At 73.1% G+C, this 18,027-nt stretch carries 13 protein-coding genes; 3 read left to right on the top strand and 10 right to left on the bottom strand.

The window, feature by feature from the left end; all coding sequences use genetic code 11:
- Window positions 1-285: 285 nt before the first annotated feature.
- The 8 genes from ACFRFC_RS24000 to ACFRFC_RS23965 form a co-directional block, all read right to left on the bottom strand.
- Entirely contained in the window at window positions 286-1,200 is a 915-nt protein-coding gene (locus tag ACFRFC_RS24000; RefSeq protein WP_382692401.1) for an ABC transporter permease, read from the bottom strand.
- Complete coding sequence (locus ACFRFC_RS23995) at window positions 1,197-2,378, bottom strand: ABC transporter permease (protein ID WP_382692402.1); 1,182 nt, start codon at window positions 2,376-2,378, stop codon at window positions 1,197-1,199. The genes ACFRFC_RS24000 and ACFRFC_RS23995 overlap by 4 nt, the downstream gene beginning before the upstream one ends.
- Window positions 2,375-3,943 carry an ABC transporter ATP-binding protein gene (locus ACFRFC_RS23990; protein ID WP_382692403.1) on the bottom strand — a complete coding sequence of 523 codons (1,569 nt, stop codon included), beginning with the start codon at window positions 3,941-3,943 and terminating at the stop codon, window positions 2,375-2,377. The genes ACFRFC_RS23995 and ACFRFC_RS23990 overlap by 4 nt, the downstream gene beginning before the upstream one ends.
- Window positions 3,944-3,972: 29 nt before the next feature.
- On the bottom strand, window positions 3,973-5,061 hold the full coding sequence (locus ACFRFC_RS23985; RefSeq protein WP_382692404.1) for a BMP family ABC transporter substrate-binding protein: 1,089 nt from the start codon (window positions 5,059-5,061) through the stop codon (window positions 3,973-3,975).
- A 315-nt stretch (window positions 5,062-5,376) separates the two neighbouring features.
- Window positions 5,377-6,756 (bottom strand): amidohydrolase family protein, encoded by a 1,380-nt coding sequence (locus ACFRFC_RS23980; RefSeq protein ID WP_382692405.1) that lies wholly within the window; start codon window positions 6,754-6,756, stop codon window positions 5,377-5,379.
- Window positions 6,753-7,775, bottom strand: coding sequence for a zinc-binding dehydrogenase (locus ACFRFC_RS23975; protein WP_382692415.1), 1,023 nt, complete (start codon window positions 7,773-7,775; stop codon window positions 6,753-6,755). Before ACFRFC_RS23975 ends, ACFRFC_RS23980 begins: the two co-directional genes overlap by 4 nt.
- Window positions 7,776-8,718: 943 nt before the next feature.
- Window positions 8,719-9,921, bottom strand: coding sequence for a PucR family transcriptional regulator (locus ACFRFC_RS23970; protein WP_382692406.1), 1,203 nt, complete (start codon window positions 9,919-9,921; stop codon window positions 8,719-8,721).
- A gap of 11 nt (window positions 9,922-9,932) precedes the next feature.
- Window positions 9,933-11,378: an aldehyde dehydrogenase family protein gene (locus ACFRFC_RS23965; protein WP_382692407.1), complete on the bottom strand. Its 1,446-nt coding sequence runs from the start codon at window positions 11,376-11,378 to the stop codon at window positions 9,933-9,935.
- A gap of 83 nt (window positions 11,379-11,461) precedes the next feature.
- Between ACFRFC_RS23965 and ACFRFC_RS23960 the strand changes: the two genes are divergently transcribed.
- The 3 genes from ACFRFC_RS23960 to ACFRFC_RS23950 all read left to right on the top strand — a co-directional run bounded on the left by ACFRFC_RS23960 (window position 11,462) and on the right by ACFRFC_RS23950 (window position 16,533).
- A complete protein-coding gene (locus ACFRFC_RS23960) occupies window positions 11,462-12,544 on the top strand; it encodes an NAD(P)-dependent alcohol dehydrogenase (protein ID WP_382692408.1) in 1,083 nt (360 codons plus the stop codon).
- 164 nt (window positions 12,545-12,708) lie between these two features.
- Window positions 12,709-15,081, top strand: a complete 2,373-nt coding sequence (locus ACFRFC_RS23955; RefSeq protein ID WP_382692409.1) for a cytochrome P450 — start codon at window positions 12,709-12,711, stop codon at window positions 15,079-15,081.
- Window positions 15,082-15,384: 303 nt separating this feature from the next.
- On the top strand, window positions 15,385-16,533 hold the full coding sequence (locus ACFRFC_RS23950; RefSeq protein ID WP_382692410.1) for an acetamidase/formamidase family protein: 1,149 nt from the start codon (window positions 15,385-15,387) through the stop codon (window positions 16,531-16,533).
- A gap of 13 nt (window positions 16,534-16,546) precedes the next feature.
- On the opposite strand, the gene ACFRFC_RS23945 is transcribed toward ACFRFC_RS23950, so the two are convergent.
- Together ACFRFC_RS23945 and ACFRFC_RS23940 are read right to left on the bottom strand one after the other, a co-directional pair.
- Complete coding sequence (locus ACFRFC_RS23945; RefSeq protein WP_382692411.1) at window positions 16,547-16,804, bottom strand: EamA family transporter; 258 nt, start codon at window positions 16,802-16,804, stop codon at window positions 16,547-16,549.
- Window positions 16,801-17,751 (bottom strand): NADP-dependent oxidoreductase, encoded by a 951-nt coding sequence (locus ACFRFC_RS23940; RefSeq protein ID WP_382692412.1) that lies wholly within the window; start codon window positions 17,749-17,751, stop codon window positions 16,801-16,803. The genes ACFRFC_RS23945 and ACFRFC_RS23940 overlap by 4 nt, the downstream gene beginning before the upstream one ends.
- Between the last annotated feature and the right edge of the window lie 276 nt (window positions 17,752-18,027).

The following is an 18,027-nucleotide window of genomic DNA, read 5'->3' as shown; positions in this document are numbered from 1 at the left end:
GACCAACCGCACTCGGGCCGCCCCGCACGGACGACCTACCGCGAAACCACGCCCGAGTCGGAGCAGCCCGGGTGAAGTCACCCCTGGCAAACCGACCGCGGTCGGGCCGCCCCCGCAAGGACGCCCCGTGGCGAAACCACCCCCAAGTCAGGACGCCCATGCGAAGCCACCCCGGCAGACCAACCCCGACCGGGCCACCCCCGCAAGGGCGGCCCGTGGCGGAGTCGCGCCCGGGGCGGGGCGGGGCGGGCCCGGGGCGGGGCGAACCCGGTGAAGTTGCCCCCGTCAGGTCGACCCCCGTTCGAAGGGGCGGCCCAGGGCGGCGGGTTCTCGTTGTTTGGCGGTGAAGAGGACCATCGCCAGCAGGGCGAGCAGGTACGGGGCCGCGACGAGCAGTTGGGCGTTGAGGGTGACCCCGAGCGCCGGCAGTGCGAGGCGCATCGCGTCGGACAGGCCGAACACCAGACAGCCCAGCAGGGTGCGGCCGAGCCGCCATGCCCCGAAGATGACCGCGGCGATGACGATGTATCCACGCCCGGCGGTCATGTTCTGGTTGAACGACCCGACCTCGCCGACCGCGAGATAGGCGCCGCCGAGTCCGGCCAGCGCGCCGCACCACAGCAGGGCCTGCCGGCGCCGCACATTGACCTTGATCCCGGTGACATCGGCGGCCTGCGGGTTCTCCCCGACCGCGCGCAGTTCCAGGCCCCAGCGGCTGCGCTCCACCAGCCACCAGGTGAGCGGCACCAGCAGGATCAGCAGATAGACGGGCCATCGTCCGGAGAACAGGGCCTCACCGATCAGTGGGATGTCCCGCAGCACAGGGATCGACAGCACGCTCACCTGGTGCGAGGCGAACTGCTCGGTGGTGATCAGGTAACTCGTCAGTCCCAGCACGAGCGCGTTGAGCGCGAGGCCGACGACGAAGGTGTTGATGTACGCCCGGTGGGAGAGGTTGCCGTGCACGAAGCCGAGCACCAGGCCGGTCAGGACACCGGCCAGCAGGCCGATGGTGGCACTGCCGGTCGCGCTGGCGGTGGCGACCGAGGTGAACGCGGCGCCGAGCATCATCGCCTCGACGGAGATGTTCATCGCCCCGGCCCGCTCGGCCAGATACTCGCCGCAGGCGGCGAACGCCAGGGGCACGGTCAGCCGGATACCGCTGGCAAGGATCGTCTCGGTGCTGTCCAGAACACTCACGCTGCCGCCTCCATCTTCTTCGGGACGGCGGGCGCGGCGGGCGCGGCCGACGGCTGAGCGCCGCGGCGCTTGCGGTAGAGGTCGATGAGCACGGGCGGCACGACGAACGCGAGGACCAGCAGCGCCTTGACGATGTCGACCAGGTAGGACGGCACACCGGTGGCGGACAGGAAGTCGCCGCCCGCCCGCAGCATGGCGAACACGAAGGCCACCGGGATCGCGACCAGGGGGCGGTTGCGGGCGACCAGCGCGACGAGCAGGCCGTCCCAGCCGACATTGTCGGAGAGCCCGGCCTGGAGCCGGTTGGTGCTGACCGGGCTGGCCAGCAGCAGCCCGCCCGCCAGGCCCGCGAAGGCGCCCGACAGGGCCAGGGTGAAGCCGCCGAGCGCGGCCACCCGCACCCCGGCGTGCTTGGCGGTGCGCGGATTCAGTCCGAGCATGCGCACCTTGAAGCCCCACCGGCTGCGGCTCAGCGCGACGACGACGCCGATGGCGGCGATCAGCGCGATGAACACGCCCGCGTTCAGCTGGAGCGACGGGTACTCCCCGAAGTGCGCGAGCAGCGCGTTCGACGGCAGCGGGTTGGACTGGGTGTCGGCGATGCCGGAGGAGCCCTGCGGGGTCTCCTGGAGCAGCCATGGATTGCTGACGGTGAAGGTGACGAGCTGGATGGCGAGGAACGACATCAGCAGGGTGCTCACCACGACGTTGACCCCGCGGAAGCGGTGCATGAGCGCGCTCAGCGCGGCCCACAGCCCACCGCCGACCGCCGCGGCGAGCATCACCACGATGACCAGCGTCGGGCCGGGCAGGGCCAGCCGGAGCCCGACAAAGGCGCCGACCAGGCCGCCGATGAGGACCTGCCCCTCCTGGCCGATGTTGAAGGTGCCGGAGGCCGCGCAGATACACGCGCCGAGCGCCACCAGCAGCAGCGGCGCCGCGTTGAGCAGCGTCGTCGTCCAGCCGGCGGTGTTGGCGAGGCTGCCGGTCCAGATCGCGTCCGCGGAGGCGCTGGGCGAGGCGCCGGTCAGGGTGAGCAGCAGCGCGGAGGCGCCCAGGGCGACGGCGACGAGCAGGACGGTCAGGCCCGTGGTGATCCAGCCGTCGCGGCCGGGTCGCAGCCGGGCGAGGAAGAGCCGGGCGAAGTCGTCCGGACCCCGCAGGGCGGCGGACCTCATGCGGCCTCACCGCCGACCAGCATGCCGAGCCGTTCGGGGGTCGCCTCGGCGACGGGGAGCGCGCCGGTGATCCGCCCGGCGGAGATCACCGCGATCCGGGTTGCAAGGGCCATGACTTCCTCGAATTCGGTGGAGATGAGCAGCACTCCGACGCCTTCCGCGGACGCCTTGCGCAGCCGGGCGTACATGTCCTCGATGGCGCCGACGTCCAGCCCGTGGGTGGGCTGTGCGGCCACCAGGACACTGGTGTCGCCGGACAGTTCCCGGGCGAGGACGACCCGCTGCTGGTTGCCGCCGGAGAGGCTGCGCACGGGCGCGTCGAGCGAGGGGGTGACGATGTTGAACTCGTCGGCGAGCCGGCGGGCCTCGGCGAGCATCGCCCGCCGCCGCAGCAGGAACCGGCCGCTGACCTTGCCGAGCGACTTCATGGTGAGGTTCTCGGCGACACTCATGTCGAGCACGACGCCGCTCTGGTGCCGGTCCTCGGGCACGATGCCGAGCCCGGCCCTGGACAGCGCGCCGGGCCGGCTCAGGTCCACCGTGTTCCCGGTGACCTCGACGGTGCCGGCGCCCGGTACGACGAGTCCGGCGAGGACGTCCCCGAGCATGGCCTGACCGTTGCCCTCGACGCCGTACAGGGCGACGATCTCGCCGGCGCCCACCGTCAGGTCGACGGAGTCGAGCAGCTTGACGCCGCCTTGTTCGACGGTGATCCCGGCGAGGTGCAGGGCGATCCGGGCCTCCTCGCCGGAGGCGGTGTCGTCGTCGGCGGGGTCGGCGTCGGCGTGCTGCTGGGGCACCAGTCCGAGGGCGGCGGCCTCCTCGCCCAGTGACACCTCGCGGCCCACCATCTGACGGGCGAGCAGTTGCGGGGTGGTGTCGGCGGTGACCGCCCGGAAGGCGACCTTGCCCTTGCGCAGGACGGTGACCTTGTGGGTGGCCTGGGCGATCTCGGCGAGCTTGTGGCTGATGAGGATGACCGCGCGCCCTTCCTCGCGCACCACCCGGCCGAGCATGGCGAACAGTTCCTGCGACTCGGCCTGGGTCAGCACCGAGGTGGGCTCGTCCAGGATCAGGATCTGCGGGTTGCGCCGCAGACACTTGACCACCTCGACCCGCTGGCGTTCGCCCGCCGACAGGGTGTCGACGCGGGCGTCGGGGTCGATCGGCAGGCCGTAGCGGGCGCAGACCTCGGCGATGTCCGCGTGGATGGCCGCCCGGTTGACCTTGCCGGTGTCGCCGAGGGCCACGTTCTCCCACACGGTCAGCCCGTTGATGAGGCTGAAGTGCTGGTGCACCATGCCGATGCCGAGTTCGGCCGCTTCCTGCGGGCTGTCCAGCGCGACCTCCTCGCCGCGTACCAGGACGCGGCCGGTGTCGCGCCGGACCAGGCCGAGCAGGACCTTCATGAGGCTGGACTTGCCGGCCCCGTTCTCGCCCAGGAGTCCATGGATCTCGCCGGCGTCGACCCGGAGGTCCACGGCGTCGCAGGCCGTGACCGCTCCGTAGGACTTGGTGATGCCGCGCAGCTCAAGAATCGGAACCGCAGAGGCTGTCGGTGTCATCGCTGGTCTTCCTCGTCGGGGTCGGCGGGTCAGCCGAGGCGCTCGACCTCGGCCTTCGGGTCGATCTCCTTGCTGCCGATCTTCGCCATGAAGTCGGCGAGCTGCTGCTCCTCGTCACCGGCGGGCTTGCAGATCTTGACCGTCGGGTAGGGGTCGACGCCCAGCTGCCACACCCGCTTGGTGCCCATCTTCAGGTTGTTCTTGGCGAACTCCTCCAGCGCGGCGCGGAAGTAGTCACCCGGGCTGAAGATGACGGAGATGTCGAAGGCGGGGCTGGTGGAGGCGCAGCGGTCGGTGCCCGGGGTCAGGGTGACGACGTCGTTCTCGTTGGCCAGTCGCGCCGAGGCGTCGGTGGCGCCGCCGAGGTAGGGGTAGATGACCTTGATGCCCTGGCTGATCTGGGCCTGGGTGGCTTCCTTGGCCTTGGCCGAGTCATTGAAGTCACCGGTGTAGGTGCTGGTCACCTCGGCGGTGGGGACGACCTCGCGGATGCCGGCCTGGAAGGCGGTGGCGGCGGCGACGCTGAAGTCGGCCTTGGCGCCGGTGATGAAGCCGGCCTTGGTGTCGCCGGACGCCTTCATCTTCAGGCCGGCGGCGTATCCGGCGACGAGCATGGACTGGTTGGGGTCGTCCTCGGACAGCAGGACCTTGGGGGTCTGGTCGAGGTTGGCGCCCGTGGGCACGTACCAGGCGGTCTTGGCGCACACCGCCTCCTCGGAGGCGGGGATGGCGGTCTTCAGCTCGCTCGCGCCGAGCGCGACCAGGTCGACGCCCTGCTGACACAGCGCGCGGGCGGCGCCGAGGGCGTCGCCGATGGGCACGCTGCCGCGCTTGATGACCGTCCAGCCCTGCTCCGAGGCGTAGGCGTCGGCGGAGTCCACGAAGCTCTGGTAGTAGCCCTTGTCGTTGATGTCACCGGGGCTGAGCACCCCGATGACGACCTTGCCGTCGCCGTTGACATCGGGCTGCTGCTGGCCCGAGTCGCTTCCGTTGGCCGCGGGGCTCGCGTCCTTGGGGGCGGTCGCGTCATTGCTGGCGCACCCGGCGAGCGTGAGGGCTCCGGCGAGCGCGAGGCCCACAGCGGCCCGAGGAGAGCGGAGAGTGCTCTTGGCAGTCATGTGCGTGGTCCATTCGCTGAGTGGCGCCGCTCCGGCGGGGAGCGGCGGGGGTGACGTCGATGAGGTCGATCGGTCGAAGGGGTCGATCGGTCGGCGGGCCGTACGCCCGAGGGGAGTTCGCGGGGACCGTCCGGTCGGGTTCGTACCGGGGGACGGGCCGGCTGTGTAAGAGGGCCTTTTCCGCCTGCGGCCAGGAACCGCCGGTGGGTGCGTCCGCCGGGCCGCCGGGACCCTGGTGGGGTCGTGGCCGCGAGGTCGCCGGGGTGTGCGCGGGTGTGCGCTGCGGGGTTCTTCGGCTCCGGCGGGCCGGGGTGTTCACCGGGGTGCCGCCGGCTCCGGGGGCCAGGTCGGGCGGGGGGTGATGCCGGCCCGCCGCAGCAGGGCGGTGGAGCGCTCGGCGGCGGCCGCGGCCAGCGCCTCGGGGTCGACGCCGGTCGGCCGGCGGTCCCGCAGGACGACCCGGCCGTCGACCAGTACGTCCCGTACCGTGCGCGAGACATGGCCCCAGACGAGCTGGCGGGCGAGGTCGCCCCGGGGTGTCCAGGCGGGGTCACGGCCGTCTAGTACGACGATGTCGGCGGCCTTGCCCACCTCCAGCGAGCCGATCCGGTCGCCGAGGCCGATCGCGTGGGCGCCGTCGATCGTGGCGAGGGCGAACGCCTGCTCGGCGCGGATCGGGTCGGGCAGGTCCCGGTCGCGTTCCAGCGCGGTGAGGAGGTAGGCGGCCAGGAAGACATCGGGGGCGTCTCCGGCGTTGTGGGCGTCGCAGCCCAGTGCCACCCGGGCGCCACGCCGCACCAGTTCGGCGTGGCGGGAGCCGCGGGTGTACCCCTGGGCGAGCCTCATATAGGCCCCCGGGCAGGCGGCGACGGCGGTACGGGTGTCGAGGACGATGTCGACCTCGGCGTCGTCGAGCCACACGGCGTGGCCCAGCAGCAGACGCGGCCCGAGCACTCCCAGCTCGCGGAAGTGGACCAGGGGCCTGCGTCCGCAGCGCCGGTCGTATGCCTCGGCGTCGGCGGGTCCGGGCGAGATGTGCCAGGTCAGTGGGGTGTCGAGCCGTTCGGCCAGGTCGGCGGCCCCGGTGAAGAGTTCGTCGCTGGCGAGGTCGTGGCCCACGAGGGTGACCCACCCGGTGACGGGGCCGGTGCTCGGCAGGGACCGGACGATGTCGGCCTGCCGGGCGAGCACCTCGTCGGCGGGAGCGCTGAAGGGCACGTCCTTCGCGTCCCAGCCCCAGCCGCCGACCCGGGCGCGGATGCCCGCCGCGCTCAGTCCCGCGACGACCCGTTCCGGGTAGGCCACCGTGCCGGGCTCCAGCACCGTGGTGACGCCCCGGGAGAGGGATTCGACGGCGGTGAGGGTCGCCGACAGTTCGTCGTCGTCGCCGTCGCCGTGGGTGTGCAGCGGGACGATCCAGTCGAAGATCGACTCCTGTGCGCCGACGTCGTCGGGGATCATCCCGCGTACCAGGGGGTCGATGGTCGTGTGCTGGTGGGCGTTGATGAGGCCGGGGACGACGACACAGCCCGACGCGTCGATCTCCCGTGCGCCGGGGAAGCGGGCGCGCAGGTCGTCGGCGGTGCCGAGGGCGGCGATGGCGTCCCCGGACACGGCGATCGTCGTACCGGTCAGGACCCGTCGCGCGGGGTCCATGGTGACGACGTCGCCGCCCACGATCAGCAGATCGGTCATGGCTCGATCACCACCTTTCCGATGGTCTGGCGGGCGGCCAGCACGTCCCAGGCACCGGCCAGGTCCAAGAGCGGGAACCGGGCGGCGGTGGGCAGGCGCAGGCCGTCGGCGAAGCAGGCCGACATGGCGGCGACGAAGTCGGCGGAGCTGTAGCCGCCCGTGCCGAGCAGTTTCAGGCCGCGGTGGAAGACCTCCTGGAGGGAGAACGACACCTGGTCGCCGCTGGTGTTGCCGGTCAGGACGAGCCGTCCGCGGATGCCGAGGCAGTCCAGTGAGGTGCGCCAGGTGTCCGGGCCGACGTGGTCCACGACCAGGTCCGCGCCGGCGCCGTCGGTGAAGAGCGACACCGTCTTCGCGGCGTCGGGCTCCCCGTTGGGCAGCACCAGGTCGGCGCCCGCCGCACGGGCCGCGTCCCGCTTGGCCTCGCTGCCGGCGAAGGCGACGACCGAGGCGCCGGCCCGCTTGGCCAGCGCGATGGCGGCCAGGCTGACGGCGCTGGCACCGGCGTGCACGACGAGGGTCTCCCCGGCGGCGAGCCGTCCGACGGTGTGCACCGCGTGCCAGGCCGCCGAGAAGGCGGTGGGCAGGGTGACGGCCGCGTCGAGCGGCAGCGCCTCGGGGACCTGGACGACCGACTCGGCGGACGCCAGGACGTACTCGGCCAGCGCGCCGGGGGCGTTGCCGCCCAGCACCCGGGGCCGGACACAGTAGGAGCGGTCGCCCACCGCGCAGCGCGGGCAGCCGCCGCAGCCCTGGGTGGGGTCGGCGATGACCCGGTCACCGGGGACGACGGAGGCGACCGCGGAACCGGTCGCCACCACCGTTCCGGCGAAGTCCATGCCGGGCACATGGGGAAGACGGAAACCGGGAATCAGTCCCGGCCCCTTGAGCTGTAGCAGGTCGAGGCGGTTCAGTCCGCAGTAGGCGACCTTGACGACGACGTCGCGCGGGCCGCACATCGGCTCCGGGACGTCCTGCAACGACACGGCGGTGGGCCCCCCGAAATCGGTCTGCACCATGGCTCGCACGCCTAGCCTCCTCACCGATCTCATCTCGCATTGCGAGGCGGTGGAACGTATTGCGAGGTACTCTGCCTCCGCCGACCGGTGCTGTCAACGCCCCTGCGCTACATCTTGGTTTCGTGGTCGTTTCGCCTGCTCGTGGCGGTGACGGCCCAGGCCGTGAAGGGGTTCGGAGCGGGCGCGGGGGCCGCCTCCGCGCGTGTGCGGCGGCCCCGCGAAGGGCGTACGACGGTCAGGCACCTGGCGTCCGGGCGCGTGGGAGGAGTGATCGGGGGCGGGGTGCCCTGGGGGGAGCTGGGCGGGCGGGTCCCGGTCGCCGGGGCGGGTCCGGCGCCGGAGCCGCCCGGCCCGAGGCGAGAACCCTCGGGTCCGGACGCCATGGCCGTCGCGTCCAGGACGCCAGAGGCTGCGGGCGTGGGACGGGCGTGGGACGCCATGGCCGTCGGTCCCGGGAGACCAGAACCCGTCGTGCCCGAGGCAGCCGTGCGGGCCGGGGGCGATGGGCGGTTGGCAGGGGTGGCAGCGGGTGGTGGCGCCGCCGCCGGGCGGCAGGCACCGCACGGCGGACAGGGGCGGCAGACAGCGGGCACGGGGCAGCGTGCGATGCCGGACGGCAGCCGGCAGGCGGCATGGCCCGAACGGCAGACGCCGGACGCGGAACGGCAGACGCGGGACGCCGGACCCCGGACGGCGCGCAGCCGACGCCGGACCCTGGACGGCAGGCACCCGGCCCCGGACGCCGGACGACAGACCCCGGACGGCACACAACCCACACCGGACCCCAGACGACAGACACCCGGCCCCGGACACCAGACAGCACACCCCGGACGGCACACAACCCACGCCGAACCCCAGACGACAGACACCCAGCCCCGGACACCGGACAACCGACGGCAGACCCCAGACAGCTCGCACCGGACGGTGAGCGGCAGGCATCGGCTCAGCGATGGGCCGGTACCGGCTCGTCGTCGCCGGGTTCCCGCTGGGCGTCGTCGGCCGCCAGCAGGTCCAGCGCGGTGAGCGCCAGGTGGAGTTCGGCCGAGGCGGCGGGGAGCAGGGGGTCGGTGCCCAGGAGGTTCTTGATCTGGCGGACCCGGTATCCCACCGAGTTGCGGTGCAGATGGAGCTGTTCGGACACGCTCTGCCGGCTGCCCCGCTCGGCCAGCCAGGCCCGCAGGGTCGCCATCAGCTCCGGGCGCTGCCGGACCGGCCCGAGGTGGGTCTCGGCGTACGACTCAAGGCGGGCGCGTGGCAGCGGCAGCAGTACCTGGACGACTCCGCAGCGCTCGAAGGTGAGCAGCGGGACGCGCTGGGCGCGGGCCAGGCCGAGCAGCCGCTGTGCCTCGGTGAAGGACCGGGCCAGGCCGTCGGGTGACTCGGGACGGGAGCCGCTCGCCGCGACGACATGGCCGGCGGACTCGTCGCCGGTCATGAGCCGCAGCCGGTTCTGGAGCCGGGTGAGCACACCGGGGTCCGGCACGACCGTCCACGCCGTACGCCCCTCCTGCTGTGCCGGGTGTTCCAGCCAGGCCAGCGCCGTGGACCAGGCGCGCAGCCGGGAGCCGCTGTAGTGCAGTACGGCACCGGCGGGCGGCCGGCGCAGATCGATGCCGAGGGCCTCGGCCGCGGCGCGCACCGAGGGGCTGACCGTGCCGGACCGCAGCGCGGCGACGACATCGGCCGGGGTGTGCCGTGCCGGGGCCTCGGACGGGGCGTCGCCGCCGCGCACGGCGTCGATGAGCAGCGCGGTGACGGCGGCGCCGGCCAGCGCCTGGACGCGCGGGTCGGCGGGACCGACGGTCAGCAGCACACCGGCCACCGTCGTCCCGGCCCGCGCGGGCAGCGCACCGGCCCGCAGTCCGTCGAGCGTGTCGACCACGGGTGGGGCCGCCCCGGCGAGCACCGCGTCCGCGACCGCGGCCGTGACGCCGTCGCCGCCGTCGGTGGTCGCCAGCGGCACACCTTCGGCGGACAGCAGCCGCACATGCCGTCCGGTGGCCCGGCGCAGCGCGCTGAGCACGTCCGAGCGGGCGGCGCCGGCGAGCACGGCCTCGGTCAGTTCCCGTTCCAGCTGGGCGGGCCGGGGGTCCGGCCCGGGTCCCTCGCGGGCCGGACCGGTGCACGCTTCGGCGGGGATGGCCATGGTGTGCGGCCTCAGCCGGCCAGCAGCCGGATCGCCACACCCTTTTCCTGGGTGTACTCGCGCAGGGCCGCGTATCCCCCGCCCCGGCTGAAGCCGCTGTCCTTCTGCATGTTGAAGGGGAAGCCGATGACTCCCGCGTCATGGAACTGGTTGACCGCCACCTGCCCGGAGCGGACGTCCTTGGCGAGCCGCAGCGCACGCGAGATGTCGTTGGTCCAGATGCAGGCCAGCAGGCCGAAGTCGGTCGCGTTCATCAGCGCGGTGGCCTCGGCGGTGTCGCGGAAGGACTGGACGGCGAGAACCGGGCCGAAGACCTCCTCGCGGGCGACGCGCATGCCCGCGTCCACCCGGTCGTACACGGTCGGCCGGACGAACCACCCGTCGCCGGGGGTGCCCCCGGTGACCAGCCGTGCCCCCTCGCGCGGCGCGTCCGCGAGGAAGCCGCTGACCCGGTCGAACTGTGCCGCGCTGACCAGCGGGCCCATGTCGAGGTCGGCTTCCCAGGGTCCGGTCTTGATGTCGGCCATGGCGGCGGCGATCCGCTCCACGACCTCGTCGTGCACGGAGGACTCCACCAGCAGCCGGGACCCGGCGTAGCAGTTCTGCCCGGCGTTCTCGGTGATGGAGGCGACGATCGCCGGGATCGCCGTGTCGAGCGCGGCGTCGGCGAAGAGCACGTTCGGCGACTTGCCGCCCAGTTCCAGCTTCACCGGTACGAGGTTCCGCGCGGCGTTGGCCATGATCGCCCGGCCGGTGCCGGTGGAGCCGACGAAGCTGATGTGGTCGACGCCGGGATGCGAGGTGAGGGCGACGCCCGCCTCGGGTCCGAGGCCCGCGACGACATTGATCACGCCCGGCGGGAAACCGGCCCGGCGGGCGAGTTCGGCGAGGGCGAACGGGGCCAGCGGGGCGATCTCGGACGGCTTGAGGACGACCGTGTTGCCCGCGGCCAGCGCCGGCGCGAGGTTCGCGGCGGTGAGCACCGACGGGACGTTCCACGGGAGGACGACGGCGCACACGCCGTACGGTTCGGGGACCGTGTAGCCCAGGTAGTCGGGGCTGCGGGTGGGCAGGGTGACGCCGGTGAGCTTGTCGGCGGCGCCCGCGAAGTAGTCGATGATGCCGTGTGTGATGTAGATGTTCGTGCGGCCCCCGGACAGGGGCTTGCCCACGTCCTGGGCCTCCACGGCCGCGAGTGCCTCGACCTCGGCGATGATCAGGTCCGCCCAGCGGTGGATCAGCGCCCCGCGTTCGCTCGGGTTGGTCGCCGCCCAGCCGGGGAAGGCGCGGCGGGCCGCGACGACCGCGTCGTCGACGTCGGCCGTGCCCGCCCGGGCCACCTGGGTGATCACCTGGTGGGTGGCGGGATCGAGGACGTCCAGCGTGCCACCGTCGTGGGCCGCGACCCACTCACCGTCGATGAAGTGCAGAGAAGAAGGAAAGTCAACAGCCACCATGGGGGGAACCTTGACCGCCTTTGTTGCACATGTCAAGATGCGGTCTCACTTTGTGAGGCAACAAGAGGTATCGAGGAGGCCCTGTGCGTGCCACCGCCGCTCTGCTGAAGCAGGCCGGACAACCCTTCGTCCTGACCGAGGTGGACCTGGACGAGCCCCGCCCGGACGAGGTGCTCGTCCGGGTCGCCGCCGTCGGTATCTGCGGCACCGATCTTGAGTTCGCCACCTTCTTCCCCACCCCCGCGCTGCTCGGCCATGAGGGGTCGGGCGTGGTGGAGAAGGTCGGCTCCCAGGTCACGTCCGTCCGTCCGGGCGACCATGTCGCCATGTCCTTCGCGTCGTGCGGCACCTGTGCGCTGTGCCGTACCGGCTCGCCCGCCTACTGCCGCGAATTCGACGCGGTGAACTTCTCCGGCCGCCGGCCCGACGGTTCCACCGCGGTGTCGTACCAGGGGCAGGAGGTCAACGCCCACTTCCTGGGCCAGTCGTCGTTCGCGAGCCATGTGGTCGCGTCGGAGCGGGCGGTCGTACGAATCGATCCGTCGCTCGACCTGCTGCGGGCCGGGCCCTTCGGCTGCGGCTTCCAGACCGGGGCGGGCGGGGTGTTCCATGTGCTCCAGCCGCGTCCCGGCGCGTCCCTCGCGGTCTTCGGGGCGGGGGCGGTCGGGGTGGCCGCCGTCATAGCCGCCGCGCTGAGCGGCTGCAAGGTCGTCGCCGCCGTCGATGTCAACCCGGCCAAGCTGGAGGCGGCGCGCGGCTTCGGAGCCACCCACACCGTCGACTCCTCGAAGGGGGACACCGCCGACCGGCTGGCCGCGATCGTCCCCGAGGGGTTCGACTTCGTGATCGACACGACCGGCCGCGAAGACGTGCTGCGCACCGCGGTGGAGGCGCTCGGGCCGCTCGGGCGGGCCGGGGTCATCGGCGTCGGGGCGAGCGAGTCGATGAGTTTCGAGTGGCGCAGCATCCTCAACGGACGCTCGGTCACGGGCATCATCGCCGGGTCGAGTGTGCCGCAGCTGTTCCTGCCGCAACTGCTCGAACTCAACGCCGAGGGCCGGTTCCCGGTCGAGAAGATGATCACGTACTTCCCCTTCGAGCAGATCGACGAGGCTGTGGCCGCGGTCCGCTCGGGCGCGGTCGGCAAGGCCGTGCTGACCTTCTGACGGTCCCGGGCGTCGTACCGGGCCGACGGTCCTGGGCGTCGTACCAGGATATTGCCTTGGGAGCGACGACACCCTAGGCTGACCTGCGCCGATGAGGCAGCAGGCTCCGGTGGCGCGGCCGGACAACACCGCGCGGAATTCCCAGCACGTGGAGCGTGCCCACCATGTCCGCCGACATCGACTCCGCCTTCGGCCATCCCGCCGACCTCGGCCATCGCGCCGACCCCGACCACCAGACCGACCTCGATCGCCGGACCGGCCTCGGTCACCAGACCGACCCCGGACACCGGACCGGCCTCGGTCACCACGCCGACCCCGGCCACGGGGCCGACCCCGGTCACCCCGCCGATTTCGATCATCACTCCGACGACGCCAACGCCGATCCGGTCGCCTACTACGCGCGCTTTCGCGCGTCCTGTCCGGTGGGCCGCTCCGGCGCCCACGGCGGCTTCCACTACACGACGCGTTACGCGGACGTGGCCCGTATCGCCCGTGACGACGAGACGTTCTCCTCGGCCCGCAGTGGCCACGGCGGTGAGGGCGTCGGGATCGTCATCCCCAAGGGACCGGGGCTCGAACAGTATCCGATCGAGCTGGACCCACCCCGGGCGACCGAGTACCGGCAGCTGATCAACCCGCTACTCACCCCGGAGGCGATCGAGCGCCTGGTGCCCATGATCGAGCGGCACGCCGCCCGGATCGTGGACGACTTCATCGAGCTGGGCTCCTGCGATTTCGTCCGCGACCTCACCAACCCGCTGCCCGCCGCGGTCACCCTGGACTGGCTCGGTTTCCCCGAGGAGGACTGGGCGAAGCTGGCCGGGCCGATCCACGACATCTTCGCCGCGCCGGCCGGCAGCGACCGCGCCGCGCGCGGGGCCGCCGGACTGGCCTACATGGATCAGCGCATCCGGGAGCTGATCACCGAACGCCGCAGCGCGCCCCGCGCCGACGCGATCAGCGCGCTGGTGGCCGGGAGTCGCCCCGACGGTGAAGCGTTCGGCGACGACGAACTGGTGTCGGTGATCGGCCTGCTCATCGCGGGCGGCGTCGACACCACCACCTCGCTGACCGGATCGACGCTCGTGCATCTCGCGCGCCACCCCGAGCAGCGGCGGCGGCTCGTCGAGTCCCCCGACCTGCTCGACACCGCGACGGAGGAATTCCTGCGCGCGTTCGCCCCGTCGCAGTCGATGGCGCGGACCGTCACGCAGGACGTCGAGGTCGGCGGCTGTCCGATGCGGGCGGGCGACCGGGTGCTGATCCCCTGGGTCGCCGCCAACCACGATCCCGCCGTGTTCCCCGACCCCGAGGAGGTGCGCCTGGACCGTGACACCACCCGGCACCTCAGCTTCGGGATCGGCTCGCACCGGTGCGCCGGGGCACATCTCGCGCGGGCCATGTTCCGCGCGATGATGACGCAGATCCTGACCCGGCTGCCCGACTACCGGGTCATCGAGGAAGGGCTCGTCCCCTACGACACACGCGGCAATCAGTCGGGCTGGGACGCGATCCCCGCGCTCTTCGCGCCCGCGTCCCGCGCGGACGGGGCGGCCGTCCAGCGGGTCCGCGCGCTGACCACGCCCACCCCGCTGCGGGTGACGGCCGTACGCGCGGCGGCCCAGGATGTCGTCGCCGTCGACCTCGGCCTGCCCGACGGGGGTGACCTCCCCGACTGGCGGCCCGGCGCGCACATCGAACTGCGGCTGCCCTCGGGCCGGCTGCGGCAGTACTCGCTGTGCGGGGACCCCGCCGACCCCACGACCTGGCGGATCGGCGTCCTGCGGGAGCCCGGGGGGCGGGGCGGCTCGGTCGAGCTGCACGACCTCGCCCGCCCGGGAGCCACGTTCACCGTCCGCGGGCCGCGCAATCACTTCCCGCTCGTCCCGGCCCCGTCCTATCTGTTCCTGGCCGGCGGCATCGGGGTCACCCCGATCCTCGCCGGGGTCCGCGAGGCCGCCGCACAGGGCACGCCCTTCACCGTCGTGTACGGGGGACGCACCCGCTCCACGATGGCGTTCGCGGACGAGCTGGCCGCCGTCGCCGGCGACGCGCTCACCCTGCTCCCGCAGGACGAGGCCGGGTTGCCGGACCTCCCCCGGCTGCTGGGCGGGCTGGCGGCGGACACGGCGGTCTACGCGTGCGGTCCGGCGCCGATGCTGGCGGCCGTCGAGCGCGAGTGCGCCCGTCTGGACCTGGCCGACCGGCTGCACCTGGAGCGTTTCGCCGCCGGGGACGAGCTGGAGACGGCGTTCGCCGCCGAGGCGAACCGGCCTTTCACGGTCCAGCTCGCGCGCACCGGAGCCACCCTCGACGTGCCGGCCGACCGCCGTCTCATCGAGGTCCTGCGCGACGCCGTCGACGGCCTGTCCTACGACTGCGAGAAGGGGTACTGCGGCGCCTGCGAGACCCGGGTGCTCGCCGGGACCCCGGAACACCGGGACTCCGTGCTCAACGAGGAGGAACGCGAGGCCGGGCGCACGATGATGATCTGCGTCGGCCGCTGCCGGGGCGACCGCCTCGTGCTCGACCTCTGAACACCTGACCCCCTGAGCCCCTGACCGGCCGTCCGCCGCACGGGTCCGACACGGCGTCACAGCCGAGCCGCCGGACCCGCGCGGCGGCTTCGGCATGTGCCGCGCCGGTCCCCTCGCACGCGAACTCCCGGGCCCGCATGCCCACATGCCCTCACTCCCGCGTGCCCGCATGCCCGCATGGCACCTCATCGCGAGATGCCATGTCGACATACAAGACGCCGTTACGGCGCGGCCCTCCCCGCGAAACACCACGGCAACGAGTCGTTCCTAGCGTCGGCCCATCCCTTCCACGAAAGGTGGGCCATGACCACGCTCGACTCGCCCGTGCTCGATGTCGCCGCGACCGGCTTCCCGGTCCTCCAGCCCGCCCACGGGCCGATCGCGGCGCCGACCTATGTCCCGGCCACGCCCGGAAACGTCCTGTGGGGCCGCCTCCCGTGCGCGGCGGACGCACCCGTCGCGGTCGTCCGGCCCGGCTCCGTCGTCACCGTCGACACGGTCAGCCACGAGGGCGTCCTGGAGGACCAGGGCCGCGACCCTCGCGCGTTCTTCGCCCGTTACGGCGTCGGCGGCGGCGATGTCCTCGACGACGCCCAGCAGATCGCGGACTCCGGCATGCCGCACGACTTCGACGACGACGGACCGCACCTGGTGACCGGCCCGATCGCAGTGACCGGCGCCCGGCCCGGGGATCTGCTCGCCGTGACCGTCCTCGACCTCGCGCCGAGGGTTCCGTACGGCATGGTCTCCGCCCGGCACGGCTTCGGCGCGCTCCCCGGTGAACTGCCGTCGCTGCCCGGCCCGGTGGTCACCTTCGCGACCGCGCACGCGGACGGACATGGGGCGTGGGGCCGGATGGCCGTGGACCCGGCGGACGCCTCCCGGGGCGCCCTGCGCTTCCCGCTGCGGCCGTTCCTCGGGGTCATGGGCGTGGCCGTGCCCGGTGCCGAGCGGCCCCACTCGGTGCCACCCGGGCGGCACGGCGGCAATATCGATGTCTCCCTGCTCGGCACGGGCGCCACGCTGTTCCTCCCCGTGCAGGTGGACGACGCGCTGGTCTACTTCGGCGATCCTCACTTCGCGCAGGGCGACGGGGAGGTGGCTCTGACCGCGTTCGAGGCGTCGTTGCGGGCCACCGTGCGGGTGGAGGTGGTGCCCGGCGGTGCGGCGCTGCGGCCCGGCCACGGCCGTATCGCCCCGTTCGCCGAGACGGACGAGTACCTGGTGCCGATCGGCCTTGACGAGGATCTGGACCGGGCGATGCGCGACTGTGTGCGCTGCGCGCTGGACCTGCTGGTGACCGACTACGGCATCGACCGCCATCTCGCGATGGCCTACCTCAGCGCGGCGGGCGACTTCGCGGTCTCCCAGGTCGTCGACGGGGTGAAGGGGATCCACGGAAAGATCCGCAAGCACGACTTCCGAGAGGTCTCCCGGCCGCGCCCCGCATGACCCGGCCCCGCGCTCACCCGGCGGCCCCGGCCCGCTCCCCCGGCCGCAGACCGACGACCACCCCGGGCAACACCAGGGCAGCGCCCGCGAGTTGCCGCGAGGTCGCGGTGCCCGCGCAGGTCAGGAACAGGGCGAGCAGGGCGGCGAACGGCACAAGTCCGTTGCACAGCGCCGCGCGGCTGGGTCCGAGGCGTTCGACAGCCCCGTACCAGAGCAGGAAGACGACGGTGGTCACGGCGAGGGCGAGGAAGGCCAGTGCCGAGATACTCACCGGCCGTCGGGAAGGGCCTTCTGATGGATCTCCTCGGCGACGCGGATGATCGTCTTGCCGGGGGTGCGCCGGTCCGGGGCGAAGGCGGCGCGGGCGTCGGCGAGCGGGCGGACCGCTCCGACGATGGGCTTGAGCCGTCCGTCGCGCAGCCGGGTGGCGAGGTCGGCGAGCCGGGCCCGGTCGGGTTCGACGACGAAGAACACGGCCCGTCCGTCCTCGGGGTGGACGGTGACCGGGTGGGCGATGGTGACCAGGGTGCCGCCGGGGCGGACCAGCGCGGTGGAGCGGTCGAGGATCTCGCCGCCGATGACGTCGAACACGACGTCCACCTGACCGATGTCCTCCAGCCGCTCGGCCGCGAGGTCCACGAAGGTGTCCACGCCCAGGGCCCGTACGGTGTCGCGGTCGGCGGCGCGACCGGTGCCGATCACCTGGGCGCCGGCCTCGCGGGCGAGCTGGGCGGCGAGCGAGCCGACACCGCCCCCGGCGCCGTGGATCAGCACCGTCTGGCCGGTGGTGAGGCGGGCGTGGTCGAACAGGGCCTGCCAGGCGGTGAGGCCGGAGATGGGCAGCGCGGCGGCCGTGACATGGTCGATGTCGGCGGGGAGCGGGGCGAGATTGCGGGCCTCGACGGCGGTGTACTCGGCGAGGGAGCCGTCACGGGTCCAGTCGGTCGGTCCGAAGACCCGTTGCCCGACACTCAGGCCGGTGGTGCCGTAGCCCAGCTCGGTGACCACGCCGGACAGCTCATGGCCGGGCACGCTGGGGGTACGGTCCCGGCCCGCCCGGTCGGTCCAGGTGCCCGGCCAGGACAGCTCGCCCGGGGTGAATCCGGCGGCGTGGACGCGCACGACGACGTCGTTCTCCGCCGCGTGCGGAGGGGGCAGCTCGGTGAGGGTGAGCCCGCTGACGCCGGCTTCGCGGTCCTGGACGGTGATGGCTTGCATGGGGGTTCCTCGGGGGTCGTACCGCGCTCGTGGTTCCAGGTGTCCCACCGTAGGCAGGAGGCGGCCCGGTCGGTTGGGCCAATCGGCGGCCGCCTGAGTGGGCCATTCACCGGGGCCGGCGGGGCGGGCAGCCCGGTGCGGGGCACGGGGTCAGCCGTCACGGTCGGGGCCCGTGCCCGAGGCGTTCCGCTCCGGGCCGAGGCGTTCCGCTCCGCTCCGGGCCGGGGGGCGGGGCGGCGCCGGGCCGGGGGCGGGGCCTCGGCGTCGCCCCCGGCC

Source organism: Streptomyces sp. NPDC056734, from assembly GCF_042790455.1.
Classification (GTDB): Bacteria; Actinomycetota; Actinomycetes; order Streptomycetales; family Streptomycetaceae; genus Streptomyces.
This window is presented reverse-complemented; position numbering and strand designations above follow the sequence as displayed.

Excerpts from the sequence above, each read along its gene's own strand:
- ACFRFC_RS23995 (WP_382692402.1), bottom strand. The coding sequence starts at position 2,378 with ATGAGGTCCGCCGCCCTGCGGGGTCCGGACGACTTCGCCCGGCTCTTC.
- ACFRFC_RS23990 (WP_382692403.1), bottom strand. The coding sequence starts at position 3,943 with ATGACACCGACAGCCTCTGCGGTTCCGATTCTTGAGCTGCGCGGCATC.
- ACFRFC_RS23985 (WP_382692404.1), bottom strand. The coding sequence starts at position 5,061 with ATGACTGCCAAGAGCACTCTCCGCTCTCCTCGGGCCGCTGTGGGCCTC.
- ACFRFC_RS23980 (WP_382692405.1), bottom strand. The coding sequence starts at position 6,756 with ATGACCGATCTGCTGATCGTGGGCGGCGACGTCGTCACCATGGACCCC.
- ACFRFC_RS23975 (WP_382692415.1), bottom strand. The coding sequence starts at position 7,775 with ATGGTGCAGACCGATTTCGGGGGGCCCACCGCCGTGTCGTTGCAGGAC.
- ACFRFC_RS23970 (WP_382692406.1), bottom strand. The coding sequence starts at position 9,921 with ATGGCCATCCCCGCCGAAGCGTGCACCGGTCCGGCCCGCGAGGGACCC.
- ACFRFC_RS23965 (WP_382692407.1), bottom strand. The coding sequence starts at position 11,378 with ATGGTGGCTGTTGACTTTCCTTCTTCTCTGCACTTCATCGACGGTGAG.
- ACFRFC_RS23955 (WP_382692409.1), top strand. The coding sequence starts at position 12,709 with ATGTCCGCCGACATCGACTCCGCCTTCGGCCATCCCGCCGACCTCGGC.
- ACFRFC_RS23950 (WP_382692410.1), top strand. The coding sequence starts at position 15,385 with ATGACCACGCTCGACTCGCCCGTGCTCGATGTCGCCGCGACCGGCTTC.
- ACFRFC_RS23940 (WP_382692412.1), bottom strand. The coding sequence starts at position 17,751 with ATGCAAGCCATCACCGTCCAGGACCGCGAAGCCGGCGTCAGCGGGCTC.